We start from the raw sequence: 13,704 nt of genomic DNA on the forward strand, positions 1-13,704 counted from the left end.
CGCCGGCGGCGGACGCCGCGGCCTGCATGACTTTGGTTGGGGCGCGCTTGAACGTTCTGTTTACATTCCCGCCGCCGTAATCGCGCATAAAAAGCGGCCGCCTCCGTGGAGACCGCCATGTACAGTCGACGCAGGTTCCTCAGCACTTCCGCATTCGCCGCCGCCGGCATCGCCCTGGCGGCCCACCGCGTCCCGGTGCGGGCCCAGGAGGCCACCGGTCCCCTGCTCACCCGCGCCATCCCCTCCAGCGGCGAACGGCTGCCGGTGATCGGCGCCGGCACCTCGGGCAGCTACGAGACCGAGATCGGCTCGCCCCACTACGAGCAGCTCAAGCAGACGGTCAAGGTCTTCTTCGACGGTGGCGGCAAGGTGTTCGACACCTCGCCCAACTACCGCAACGCCGACGACGTGCTGGGCGCGCTGCTGGCCGACGGCGGCTGGCGCGAGCGCGCCTTCATCGCCACCAAGATCGCCGCCGACAGCCGCGAGGCGGCCGAGGCGCAGTGGGCCGAGTCGCTGCGCCGGCTGCGCACCGACAAGGTCGAGCTGCTGCAGGTCCACAACCTGCGCGACTGGAAGCGGCAGCTGCCGTATGCGCGCGAACTGCAGCAGCAGGGCAGGACGCGCTACGTCGGCGTCACCCACTTCCTCGCCAGCGGCCTGCCGGAGCTGGAGAACATCCTGCGCAGCGAGAAGCTCGACTTCATCCAGATCAACTACTCGGTCAACGCGCCGCAGGCCGCGCGCACGGTGCTGCCGCTGGCGCGCGACCAGGGCGTGGCGGTGCTGATCAACCGCGCCTTCGACGACGGCAAGCTGTTCACCCGGGTCGCCGGCAAGGACCTGCCCGGCTGGGCGGCCGAGGCCGGCGTCACCTCGTGGTCGCAGCTGTTCCTGAAATTCGCCATCAGCCATCCGGCGGTGACCGCGGTCATCCCGGCCACCAGCCGGCCGGATCGCCAGGCCGACCAGCTCAAGGCCGGCCGCGGGCCATTGCTGACGGCCGCGCAGCAGCAGGAACTGATCGCGATGTTCGCCTGATCGATGGCGAGCGCGCCCTCCCCGGCCGGCCGGACGCCGGCGCCGCTGCGCTGGCTGTCCGCGCTGTTCAACGTGCAGTCGCACGAGGCGCCGGCAGTGGCGGCCGGGCTGGCGATGTTCTTCCTGCTGTTCACCGGCTATTTCATGCTGCGGCCGGTGCGCGAGACGATGGGCGTGACCGGCGGCGTGGACAATTTGCAATGGCTGTTCACCGGCACCTTCGTGGCGACGCTGGCGGTGCTGCCGGTATTCGGCTGGCTGGCCTCGAAGGTGTCGCGGCGGCGGCTGGTGCCGTGGGTGTTCGGGCTGGTGGTGCTGAGCCTGCTCGGCTTCGCCGCCGGCATGGCGCTGCGACCGGACAACCTGTGGATCGCGCGCGGGTTCTACATCTGGGTGTCGGTGATCAACCTGCTGATGATATCGCTGGCCTGGAGCGTGCTGGCCGACGTGCTGGTCAGCAGCGAGGCCAAGCGGCTGTTCGCCCTGATCGCCGGCGGCGCCAGCCTGGGCGGGCTGACCGGCCCGGTGCTGACCACCGCGCTGGTCGGGCCGATCGGCCACGGCGGGCTGATGGGGCTGTCGGCGCTGCTGATCGGCGCCAGCGCGGCGGCGGCGATCTGGCTGCACCGCTGGCGCGACCGCCATCCGCTGCCGGCCGGCGCCGGTGCCGGCGACGAGGGCCAGCGCCGGCGCGCGCTGGGCGGCAATCCGTTCGCAGGCGCCACCGCGGTGTTCCACTCGCGCTACCTGTTCGGCATCGCGCTGTTCGTGGTGCTGCTGACCAGCGTCACCACCTTCCTGTACTTCGAGCAGGCGCGGATGGTCGCCGAGCATTTCCCCGACCGCAGCCGGCAGACCCAGGTGTTCGGCCTGATCGACACCGTGGTGCAGACGCTGGCGATCCTGACCCAGGTGTTCATCACCGGGCGGATCGCGCAGAAGCTGGGCGTGGGCGTGCTGCTGGTGGCGGTGCCGCTGGTGATGGCGGCCGGCTTCCTGTGGCTGGCGCTGGCGCCGGTGTTCGCGGTGTTCGTCGTGGTGATGGTGGTGCGCCGCGCCGGCGAATACGCGCTGGTGCGGCCCGGGCGCGAGATGCTCTACACGGTCGTGCCGGCCGAGCAGAAGTACAAGGCCAAGAACTTCATCGACACGGTGGTCTATCGCGGCGGCGACGCGCTCAGCGGCTGGGTCAAGCGCGGGCTGGACCTGCTGGGCGAGCATCCGGCGCTGGCGATGTTCATCGGCGCCGGCATCGCGCTGGTGTGGGCCGGCTCCGGCGCGGCGCTGGGGCGCGCGCAGCGGCGCCGCGAGGCCGCTACCGCTCCCCCGGGCTGAGCGCGGCGTTCACCTTGCAAAGACCTGCCGGCGCGGCATCCGCGCTAACATGCGCGTTCCCCGCTGCACGCATTGCCGACGATGACCCGCAAGACCCTGCCCGTTGCCCTGATCCAGGAAAAGAACCACGGCGACGCCGACGCCAACCTGTCGGTCATCGAATCCCGCGTGGCCGAGGCAGCCGCGCGCGGCGCCAGGCTGGTGCTGTTGCAGGAACTGCACAACGGCCCGTACTTCTGCCAGCACGAGGCGGTATGCGAGTTCGACCTGGCCGAATCCATCCCCGGTCCCAGCACCGGGCGGCTCGGGCCCCTGGCCAAGAAACACGGCGTGGTGCTGGTGAGTTCGCTGTTCGAGCGCCGCGCGGCCGGGCTGTACCACAACACTGCGGTGGTGTTCGAGAAGGACGGCAGCATCGCCGGCAAGTACCGCAAGATGCACATCCCCGACGATCCGGGCTTCTACGAGAAGTTCTACTTCACCCCGGGCGACATCGGCTTCACCCCGATCGACACCTCGGTCGGCCGCCTGGGTGTGCTGGTGTGCTGGGACCAGTGGTATCCGGAAGCCGCGCGCCTGATGGCGCTGGCCGGCGCCGAACTGCTGCTCTATCCCACCGCCATCGGCTGGGATCCGGACGACGCGCAGGACGAGAAGGACCGCCAGCGCGACGCCTGGATCCTCAGCCACCGCGGCCACGCGGTCGCCAACGGCCTGCCGGTGCTGTCGTGCAACCGCGTCGGCCACGAGCCCTCGCCGCTGGGCGCTTCCGGCATCCGTTTCTGGGGCAACAGCCACGTGCTCGGGCCGCAGGGCGAGTTCGTCGCCGAGGCCGGCGGCGAGGCGGAGATCCTCAGCGCCGAGATCGACCTGGCGCGCAGCGAGGACGTGCGCCGGATCTGGCCGTTCCTGCGCGACCGCCGCATCGACGCCTACGGCGACCTGCTCAAGCGCTACATCGACTGAGCCGCCCCGCTTGGATCCGACGCTCCGCAACGCCACGCCGGACGACGTGGCCGCCATCACCGCGATCTACGCGGCGGAAGTGCGCGACTTCGTCAACACCTACGAATACGACGTGCCCGACGAGGCCGAGATGCTGCGGCGGATGCGGGGCGTGCTCGACGCCGGCTATCCGTACCTGGTCGCCGAGCGCGACGGGCGCATCGCCGGCTATGCCTATGCCAGCGGCTATCGCGCGCGCGCCGGCTACCGCTTCACCGTCGAGAACTCGGTCTACGTGGCCGCCGATCAGCAGGGCCGCGGCATCGGCGCGGCCCTGCTGCAGCGGCTGATCGACGAATGCGCGCTACGCGGCTACCGGCAGATGATCGCGGTGATCGGCGAACCGGCCAACACCGCCTCGATCAGGCTGCACGAGCGTTTCGGTTTCCGGATGGTCGGCGTCTTCCGCGGCATCGCCTGGAAGCATGGCCGCTGGCTGGACACCGTGCAGATGCAGCGCTCCCTCGGCGACGGCGACGCCGCGCCTCCCCCGAACGAATGACGCGATGACTTCCGAAATCTCCCCCATCCCCGTCGACGACGCGCTGGCCAACCAGCCGCACCGCGTGGTCGAGCGCGACGGCGTGCGCTTCACCCTGCTCGGCACCGCGCACGTCTCGCGCAGCAGCGTCGATGCGGTGCGCGCCGCCATCGCCGGCGGCCACTACGACGCGGTGGCGATCGAACTGGACGAAGGCCGGCTGCAGGCGCTGAACGATCCCGACGCGCTGGCGCGGCTGGATCTCATCAAGGTACTGCGCGAGGGCAAGACCCACCTGTTCGCCGCCAACCTGGCGCTGGCCGCCTACCAGCGCCGGCTGGCCGAGCAACTGGGCGTGGAGCCGGGGGCCGAGCTGAAGGCCGGCGCGCAGGACGCCCGGGCGCGCGGGCTGCCGCTGCACCTGATCGACCGCGAGGTCGGCCTGACCTTCAAGCGGGCGATGCAGCGGCTGGGCTGGTGGGGCCGCATCAAGGTCACCGCCGGCATCGGCGCGGCGATGTTCGGCGACGAGCAGGTCGGCGACGAGGAGATCGAGAAGCTCAAGCAGGGCGACCTGCTGGAATCGAGCTTCGGCGAGTTCGCCAGCGACAGCCCGGCGCTGTACCAGACCATCATCGCCGAGCGTGACCGCTACATGGCCACGCGCCTGCGCGAGGTCGCGCGCGACAGGCCCGACGTCCGCGACGACGCGCCCTACCGCGTGCTGGCGGTGGTCGGCGCCGGCCACCTGCACGGCCTGGCCACCCACCTGGCCAACGACACCGACCCGCCGGCCGAGGCGCTGGCGCAGTTGCAGCAGGTCAGGCGGAAGAGCGGCATCCCCTGGTTCACCATCGCGCTGTGCGTGTTCGTGCTGGGCGGTTTCGCCTGGGGCTTCTGGCAGGGCGGCGTCGACGTCGGCTCGGACCTGATCGTGCAGTGGGTGCTGGCGACCGGCGTGCTCGGCGCAATCGGCTGCGCGGTCGCCGGCGGCCATCCCTTAAGCATCCTCGCCGCCTTCATCTCCTCGCCGCTGACGCCGCTGCACCCGGCGCTGGCGTCGGGCACGGTCAGCGCGCTGGTCGAGGCCAACCTGCGCAAGCCGACCTACGCCGACTTCATGGCCCTGCGCGACGACGTGCAACACGTGCGCGGCTGGTGGAAGAATCGGGTGGCGCGGATCCTGCTCAACTTCTTCCTGACCAGCCTGGGCACGGCCATCGGCGTGTGGACCGGCGGGTTGCGGATGCTGGGCAAGCTGATCGGCTGAACAAGGTTCTTCCTCGGCCGTGGCGCCGGGCCCGCCCGGCGGACGGTTCGCCGGGGAGCGGAGCAAGCTCCGCTCTACAGGCGAGAACGAGTGCGGCCATGTCGTTGCAAGTGGATCGCAAGGCCCGCGCCCTTGCGAGGGTTTTAGCACCGGGCTTGCTCGGCGGATGCGCCGGGGAGCGGAGCAAGCTCCGCTCTACAGGCTGAAAGAGCGCCGGGCACTGCCCGGCGCTTTCGTTTCGCATCACTCGGTATGGATCGCCGTGATCGCGGCGGCGGCGGCATTGCCGCCCTTGCGCTGGCGGGCGCGCCGGAGCATCCGCACGGTGTCGTTGCGCAGGTCGTCCAGGATGGCGTAGATGGTCGGCAGGAACAGCAGGCTGACCACGGTGGAAAACGCCAGCCCGCCGGCGACCGCGCGCGCCATCGGCGAGTATTCCAGTCCGCCCAGCACCACGGTGTCGCTCAGCGAGATCGGCACCATCGCCAGGATCGCCGTGCCCATCGTCATCATGATCGGGCGCAGGCGCTCGCGGCTGCCTTCCACCAATGCGTCGGTGCGCGACAGGCCCTTGCGGCGCAGGTTGTTGATGTGCTCGACCATGATGATGCCGTTGTTCACCACCACGCCCATCAGCACCAGGATGCCGATGAAGGCCATCACCGTGAACGGCGTGCCGGTGAGCCAGAACAGCCAGTACACGCCGAACACCGAGAACAGCACGCAGCTCATGATCGCCGAGGGGAACAGCAGCGATTCGAACACCGCCGCCATCAGCACGTAGATCATCACCAGCGCCAGCAGCAGGTTGAACAGCATCTGCTTCATGCCCTCGGCGTCGTCCTGGAAGCCGGAGCCGTCGAAGGTGTAGCCGTAGCCCGGCGGGAACTGCACCGCCTTCAGGGTGTCCTCCAGCGCCTTGCGCGCGTCCGGCATGGTGGTGCCGTCGGTCAGGTTGGCCTGCAGGGTCACCATCGTCTGGCGGTTGTAGCGGCTGATCTGGTTGGCCGCCGGCAGCACGTCGATGCTGACCATGCTCTGCAGCGGCACCGTGCGGCCGTCGGACGCGCGCACCATGAAGCCGGCCACGTCGCTGACGCCGTAGCTCTGCGCGCCCTCGAAGCGCACCCACACCGGCACCTCGGTCTGGCCGCGGCGGAACTCGCGCAGCTGCGCGCCGCGCAGGGCCAGGCCGATGAAGCTGGACACCTCCTCGGCGCTGAAGCCGTAGGCCGCCGCGCGCTCGCGATCCACCCGCACGTTCAGCTCGGTGTTGCGGTCGCCGCCCTCCAGGCGCACGTCGCGCAGCTCCGTGCGCCGCGCCAGCATCGGGATGACGTCCTGTGCCAGCTCGTACAGCAACTGGGTCGAATCGCCGACCAGCTGCACCTGCACGTTCTGCCCGGGGCTTCCGCCGCCACCGCCCTGCCCGCCGGATCCGCGCACGCCGAGCGTGGCGCGCGCCGACTTGGGCAGTTCCTTGCTGATGACGTCGCTGAGCGGCTTGCTGTCCTTGACCGAATCGGCGAAGGTCACCATCGTCGCCGCGTCGCCCTGCTCGCTGTACCAGGTGTAGACCTGGCTAATGTCGAAGCGCTCGCGGTTGGCGTTGAGGTAGTCTTCGACGCGGACCACCTCCTGGAGCATCTGGTCGCGGGTGTAGCCGCCCTTCCACTGGTAGTAGATCTGGATTTCCTTGCTGTCGCCGCCGCCGAAGAAATCGGTCTTGGTCTTCACCATCGGCACGATGCTCAGCAGCACGATCATCACGATGCCCAGCACGCTCCAGCCGCGGTGCTCCAGGGTCCAGCGCAGCACGCCGGCGTAGCGGCGCTGCAGGCGCGGGATCAGGCCCTTGGGGTTGTGCACCGCCGCAGGCGTCTTCATCCGCGCCGACAGCATCGGGATCAGGCTCACCGCCACCAGCCAGGACGCCAGCAGCGACACCGTGATGGTGATCGCCAGCTGCGCCATGAAGATGCTGATGTTGTTGGTCTCGCCCAGCAGGTTGGGCAGGAACACGATGCAGTGCGACAGCGTGCCGGCCGACAGCGCGATGGCGACGTTGCGCGTGCCCAGGATCGACGCCAGCCGCGGCTGGTCGGGCATGCGCTCGCGTTCCTGGTAGATGCTCTCCACCACCACCACCGCGTTGTCCACCAGCATGCCCACCGCCAGCAGCAGGCCCATCAGGGTCAGCACGTTGAGGGTGACGCCGGCGAAGTGCATGAAGCCCAGCGTGACCACGAAGCAGATCGGGATGGCCAGGGTGACCATCAGCGTCGACGGCCAGTGGCGCAGGAAGAAGAACAGCACCGCGATCGACAGCACCAGGCCGATCGCGCCGGCCTCGGCCAGCTCGGTCAGCGAGTCGGTGACCTCCTTGCCCATGTTCTGGATGACCTTCAGGTCGATGTCGTCCAGGCCGGGCTGGCTGCGGATGGCCTCCACCTCCGCCAGCACGTTGCGCGAGACCTCCACCAGGTTGGCGTTGCGCTCCTTGAAGATGTCCAGGCCCACCGCGGTGCGCCCGTCCAGGCGGCGGCCGTAATCCATGCGCATCGGCTTCAGGCGCACGTCGGCGATGTCGCCCAGGCGCAGGCCGCTGGCGTTGAGCACCAGGTCGCGCAGTTCCTGCAAGTCGGTCAGCTCGCCGACCGGCTGCAGGCGCAGGCGCTGGCCGGCGTCCTCGATCTGGCCGGCGGAGACGGAGAAATTGACTTCCTGGAGCTTGCGCGACAGCTCGTTGAGGCTCAGGTCGTGCGCGGTCAGGCGGCTGGGATCGATGGCGATCTCGACCTCGTTCGGCGGCGCGCCGCTGATCTCCACCCGCGCCACGCCGGGGATGCGCTCCAGCCGCCGCTTCATCTCGCGGTCGATCAGCTCGTAGGCGCCGGTCAGGTCCATGTCGGCGGCCAGCCGCACGCGCAGCACGGCTTCGTCGCTGGTGGACCACTTGAACACGTAGTAGCGCTGGAAATCGTCGGGCAGCTCGTCGCGGATCGCGTCCAGCCGCTCGCGCGCCTCGGAGGCGGCGATGGAGATGTCGCGATCCCAGTCGGAGAACTCCAGGAACACCCCGCCGCCGTCGGCGCGCGCGTTGCTGCGCATGCGCTTGATGCCGCTCATCGTCGCCAGCGCTTCCTCGGCCGGGCGCACCACGGTGCGCTCGACTTCCTCGGGCGTGGAGCCGGCATACGGCAGCTGCACGAACATGAAGGGCGCCGACACGTCCGGCAGCGCTTCCAGCGGCAGCCGCACCGAGGCGATCAGGCCGATCGCCACCAGCGACACGAAGCACATGATCGTGGTGATCGGCCGCTTGATGCTGAACTCGGAAACGTTCATGCGCGCTCCAGTCCGTCGGCGCCCGGCAGCTCGCCATCCAGTCCGCCGCCGGCCTCGTCGGCGCGGGCGCGCAGGCCACGCTCGCGGTAGTGGGCGTCGGCGCGGCGATCCATCAGGTCGTACACCACCGGGATCACGAACAGGGTCAGCAGGGTCGACACCAGCAGGCCGCCGATGACGGTGATCGCCATCGGCGAACGCACCTCGGCGCCGTCGCCCATCGCGATCGCCAGCGGCAGGAAGCCGAACAGCGTGCTCAGCGTGGTCATGATGATCGGGCGCAGGCGCGAGCGCGCGCCCTCCACCAGCGCCTCGCGCTTGGCCACGCCGGCCTCGCGCAGCTGGTTGACCTTGTCGATCAGGATGATCGCGTTCTTGGTCACCAGGCCCACCATCAATATCAGGCCGATGAACACCACCACCGAGATCGAGTTGCCGGTCAGAAGCAGTGCCAGCACCGCGCCGACCATCGCCAGCGGGATGGTGAACAGGATCACGAACGGGTGCAGCAGCGATTCGAACTGCGAGGCCATCACCAGGTAGACCAGGAAGATCGCCAGGCCGAAGGCGAACAGCAGCGAGCGCACCGACTCGGCCAGTTCCTCGCCCTGCCCGCCGATGTGCATGCCGACGCCGGCGCCGAGCGGATCGGCGGCCACCATCGCCTGCACCTCCTCCATCGCCGAGCCCAGGTCGATGCCGCGCAGGTTGGCCGACACCACCGCCACGCGCATCTGGTCGGCGCGGTGGATCTCGCTGGGGCCGATGGTGGCGACCACGTCGGCCACCGAGCCCAGCCGCACCGCGCGGCCGCTGCCGGGATTGACGATCAGCTGGCGGATGCTCTCGACCGAGGCGCGATCCGATTCCTGCGCGCGCACCAGCACGTCGATCTTGCGGTCGCGGAAGTTGTAGCGGGTGGCGACCTCGCCGCGCACCTTCTTGACCACCGCGTCGGCGATCTGGCGGGTGCTCAGGCCGAGCGCGCCGGCGCGTTCCTGGTCGAAGCGGATCTGGATCTCGGGGAAGCCCTGCTCCACCGTCGACTTGACGTCGGTGTAGTGGGCGTTGTCGCGCAGCAGGCCGGCCAGCTTCTGTCCGGCGCGCTGCAGGCTGTCCAGGTCCTGCCCGCGCAGTTCGATTTCCAGCGGCGTGGAGAAGCTGAACAGCTGCGGCCGGCTGAAATCCACCTGCGCGCCCGGATGCTGCGCCATGCTCGCGCGCATGCGGTCGCTCTGCTCCATCTCGAACGCGCGGCTGCCGCCGCCTTCCATCACCACCGTCAGCTTGGCGATATTCTCGCCGCTCTCGGTCGGGTTGGCGTCCAGGCGGGTGCCGCTGCCGCTGACGCCGTACAGCGATTCCACCCCGGCGTCGCCGGCATGCCTGGCTTGCAGGTCGCGCACCAGCCTGTCGGTGTCGCGCAGCGGCGTGCCGGGCGGCAGCTTGACCGTCATCTCGAAGCGGTCCTGCGCCAGCTGCGGGATCAGATCGGTGCCGAGGAACGGGATCACCGCCAGCGACAGCGCGAACGCCACGCCGGCGAAGGTCAGCACCCGCCCCGGGCTTTGCAGCGCCGCCGGCAGCAGCGCCAGGTAGCCGCGCTCGGCGCGCGCGTACGGCGCCATCGCCCGGTCGCTGAGCCAGCCCATGACCGGCGACACCACCCGATTCAGCAACCGCCAGATCCGCACCGCCAGCCAGCTCAGGCCGAACAGCAGCGGCCCGGTGCAGGTCACCAGCAGCATCACCACGATCCACACCGGCAGGATCAGCACGCGCAGCGGCACCAGCAACAGCCAGACTACGATGGCGACGGCGCGCGGCCAGCGCGGCGACAGCAGCGGCCACCAGAACAGGCCGTGCCGGGAGACGTAGAGCGCCTTGAGGCAGCCGGCCAGGAAGGTCAGCGGCGACAGCACGACGCACAGCAGCCAGGCCAATGCGCGCGGCAGCGGCCAGCGCAGCGGCAGGCGCAGCATGTCGTGGATCGCCACCACGCCCTTGTCGGTCAGCGGCCCGCGCGGATGCGCCGGTTCCTCCGGGAAGCCGAGCGGCGCGCGTCCCTTCCAGGCCGACAGCATCGGGATCAGGGTCATGGCCACCAGCAGCGACACGCCGATGGCGATGGCGATGGTCAGCGCCTGGTCGCGGAACAGCTGGCCGGCCACGCCCTCGACGAACACCAGCGGCAGGAATACCGCGATGGTGGTCAGGGTAGAGGCGACCACCGCCATGCTGACCTCGCGGGTGCCCTCGATCGCCGCCTGGATCACGCCCAGCCCGCGCTCGCGCGCCTTGGCGATGCTTTCCAGCACCACGATCGAATCGTCCACCACCAGGCCGGTGGCCAGCGCCAGGCCGCCGAGCGACATCACGTTCAGGCTCAGGCCCAACTGGTCCATGAAGAAGAACGTGGTGACGATCGACACCGGCAGCGACAGGCCCACCACCAGGGTGCTCCAGCCGCTGCGCAGGAACAGGAAGATCACCAGGATCGCCAGGCTGCCGCCGATCATCGCGTCGAACTTGACGTCGGAGATGGCGCTGCGGATGAACTTGGCCTGGTCCTCGATGACGGTCAGTTCCATGTCGGCGGGGAACTGCGCGCGGATCTGTTCCAGCCGCGCCTGCACCGCGTCGGCGGTGGCCACGGTGTTGGCGTCGCCCTCCTTGTAGATGGCCAGTTCCACCGCTTCCTTGCCGGCCACGCGGATGATCGCCTCGCGCTCCTTGAAGCCCTGGCGCACGTCGGCCACGTCCTTCAGCCGCACCGGCATGCCGCCGGCCACCGCGCTCGAGGAACCCGACGACGCGTTCTGCACCGAGGCGGCGGCGGCCATCGCCGCGGCCGATCCGGTCGAGGCGGCGATCGCCGCCATCTGCCGCGCGGCCGCCTCGGCCTCGCCGCCGCCGGCGCCCTGGGTGGTGACCAGCATGTTGCGGATCTCCTCCAGCGCGGCGAACTGGTTGACCGTGCGCACCAGGAAGCGCTGCGAGCCCTGCTCCAGGCGGCCGCCGGACAGGTTGATGTTCTCCTGCTTGAGGCGGTTGATGATGGTGTCGATGGGCAGGTTGAGCTGCGCCAGCCGCTGCTGGTCGATGTCGACCTGGATCTCGTCCTCCAGGCCACCGCCGACCTTGACCGCGGCCACGCCGGCCACCGGCTCCAGCTTCTTCTTCAGATCGTCGTCGGCGTAGCGGCGCAGTTCGGTGAGCAGGCGGACCGCATCGGCCTCATCGGCCGATTCGCCCTTGGCCGACAGCGCCAGGCGCATGACCGGCTCGGTGGAGGGATTGAAGCGCAGCAGCACCGGCGGCTCGGCCTCCAGCGGCAGCCGCAGCGACTCCATCTTGTCGCGCACCTCCAGGCTGGCCTGGTCCATGTCGGTGCCCCAGGCGAACTCCAGCACCACGTCGCTCTGGCCGGTGCGCGAGACCGACTTGAGCTTGCGCAGGCCCTTGGCCACGCCGACGGCTTCCTCCACCGGCTCGGTGATCAGCGTCTCGATCTCGGCCGGGGCCGCGCCGGTGTACTCGGTGCGCACGGTCAGCGTCGGGTAGCTGAGATCCGGCAGCAGGTTGACCTTGAGGTTGCCCAGTGCGAGGAAGCCGAACAGCACCAGGGTGATGGTGAACATCGCCACCGTCACCCGGCGGCGGACGGCGAATTCCACCAGCCCGCCACGTGCGTTCGCCTGCCAGCCGGAAGCGCCCGGCCCGCGCGGTTCGGAATGGTGGTGGCTCATTGCTTGCTTCCGTCGGCTTCGACCTTGGCCTTGGTCGTCGCGGTGGCCTTGTCGGCCGCCGCGTTGATCAGCTGCACCGCGGTGCCGTCGCGCAGCGCGACCTTGCCGGCCGTGACCACCTGCTCGCCTTCCTTCAGGCCGTCACGGATCTCGGTCCACTCGCCTTCGGTGTAGCCCAGCTTGACCGGCACCCGCACCGCCTTGCCGTCGCGCACCGCGAACACCGCCGGCTCGCCGTCGTCCAGCAGCGCCACGCGCGGCACCACCAGCGCGTCGGCGCGCTGGTCGTAGTCGATGCGGATGCGGCCGAACATGCCCGGCTGCAATTCGTCGCCGCCGTCGAACGCGCAGATCACGCGGAAGGTGCCGCTGCCCGAATCGACCACCGGCGCGATGCGGTCCACCACGCCCTGGAAGCTGCGGCCCGGCAGCGCGTCGGCCTGCAACTGCACCGGCTGGCCGGCCTTGAGCGTGGCCAGTTCGCGCTCGGGCACGTTGAGCGTGGCTTCCAGGCGCGAGTTGTCGATGATGCGGAAGATCGGCGTGTTGATCTGGACGAAGTTGCCGGTCTTGATCGAACGCGAGGCGACCACGCCGGAGATCGGCGCGGTCACCGTGGTGTAGGACAGCTCCAGCGACGCCATGCGGTACTGCGCGCGCGCGTTCTCCAGGTCGTACTTGAGCTGGTCTACGTCGCTGGCGCTGATCATCTGCTGGCCGACCAGTTGCTGCGCGCGCCGGTAGTTGTTCTCGAGCTTGCGCATCTGCGCCTCGCTCTGCGCCACCGCCAGCCGCGCGCGGTCCGGATCCAGCCGCACCAGCGGCTGCCCGGCGCGCACCACCTGGCCTTCCTCGGCCAGCACCGCCAGCGCCACGCCGGAAGTCTTGGCGACCACCTGGGACTCGGCGAGCGGTTCCAGCGCGGCGGTGCCGGCGTAGCTGGCGGCGATGGCGCGCCGGCTGGCCGCCGACACTTCCACCGGCACCGCCTCGGCGGACTTGGCGGCGTCGCCGGGCTTGGCCTGGGCTTCGGAAGCCGGGCCGCCGTTCTTGCAGGCGCCCAGCGCCAACACGGCGAAAAGCAACGCCGGGACCAGGATGAGGCGCTGGGGCAGCGGGCGGCGGGAATGGCTGGCTCGTGGCATGGTTCGGGACCGTGGCTGTTGTTGTTGTTAGGTGTTGTATCAAGGTATATCACCCATCCAGCCACGCCATGCGCCGAAGGTCATGGTGACTTGCGAGGGAGTCTTTTGACCGGATGCAGGATGGCGACGGAAGGTTGCCATCGGCTACATCGCCTCCAGCGCCGGTTGCGAACGCCACGGCCGTCCGCCGGGTCGGTGGCCGCTCATGGCTCCATTGTCAAGGACAAAGCTCAAGCGCGCAGCCCTCGTTCAGCCAATGGCGGCCTGCGCGGATCGCGGGCTATACTCCCCCCAGCCAAGCGCCCGGATGGACGGTGCGCGCGCAATTGA

8 protein-coding genes are annotated in these 13,704 nt (G+C 69.7%); 5 read left to right on the forward strand and 3 right to left on the reverse strand.

Features of this window, described 5'->3' with window-relative positions:
- The first annotated feature begins 117 nt into the window (after positions 1 to 117).
- The 5 genes from AAG688_RS09650 (at position 118) to AAG688_RS09670 (ending at position 5,132) form a co-directional block, all read left to right on the forward strand.
- A complete protein-coding gene (locus AAG688_RS09650) occupies positions 118 to 1,041 on the forward strand; it encodes an aldo/keto reductase (protein WP_411832053.1) in 924 nt (307 codons plus the stop codon).
- Between the two features lie 3 nt (positions 1,042 to 1,044).
- Entirely contained in the window at positions 1,045 to 2,376 is a 1,332-nt protein-coding gene (locus tag AAG688_RS09655; protein ID WP_411832054.1) for an NTP/NDP exchange transporter, read from the forward strand.
- Between the two features lie 81 nt (positions 2,377 to 2,457).
- Entirely contained in the window at positions 2,458 to 3,342 is an 885-nt protein-coding gene (locus AAG688_RS09660) for a carbon-nitrogen hydrolase (protein WP_411832055.1), read from the forward strand.
- A gap of 10 nt (positions 3,343 to 3,352) precedes the next feature.
- On the forward strand, positions 3,353 to 3,883 hold the full coding sequence (locus AAG688_RS09665) for an N-acetyltransferase family protein (protein WP_411832056.1): 531 nt from the start codon (positions 3,353 to 3,355) through the stop codon (positions 3,881 to 3,883).
- 4 nt (positions 3,884 to 3,887) lie between these two features.
- The gene (locus AAG688_RS09670) at positions 3,888 to 5,132 is read left to right on the forward strand and encodes a TraB/GumN family protein (protein ID WP_411832057.1); all 1,245 of its coding nucleotides are present in this window, start codon (positions 3,888 to 3,890) and stop codon (positions 5,130 to 5,132) included.
- Between the two features lie 243 nt (positions 5,133 to 5,375).
- Here the strand turns inward: AAG688_RS09670 and AAG688_RS09675 are convergent, their stop codons facing one another.
- The 3 genes from AAG688_RS09675 to AAG688_RS09685 form a co-directional block, all read right to left on the reverse strand.
- Positions 5,376 to 8,480, reverse strand: a complete 3,105-nt coding sequence (locus tag AAG688_RS09675; protein ID WP_411832059.1) for an efflux RND transporter permease subunit — start codon at positions 8,478 to 8,480, stop codon at positions 5,376 to 5,378.
- On the reverse strand, positions 8,477 to 12,121 hold the full coding sequence (locus AAG688_RS09680) for an efflux RND transporter permease subunit (RefSeq protein WP_411834978.1): 3,645 nt from the start codon (positions 12,119 to 12,121) through the stop codon (positions 8,477 to 8,479). Before AAG688_RS09680 ends, AAG688_RS09675 begins: the two co-directional genes overlap by 4 nt.
- Positions 12,122 to 12,225: 104 nt before the next feature.
- The gene (locus AAG688_RS09685) at positions 12,226 to 13,374 is read right to left on the reverse strand and encodes an efflux RND transporter periplasmic adaptor subunit (RefSeq protein WP_411832060.1); all 1,149 of its coding nucleotides are present in this window, start codon (positions 13,372 to 13,374) and stop codon (positions 12,226 to 12,228) included.
- Positions 13,375 to 13,704: the final 330 nt, after the last annotated feature.

The organism is Pseudoxanthomonas mexicana, from assembly GCF_046736355.1.
GTDB lineage: Bacteria > Pseudomonadota > Gammaproteobacteria > Xanthomonadales > Xanthomonadaceae > Pseudoxanthomonas_A > Pseudoxanthomonas_A mexicana_B.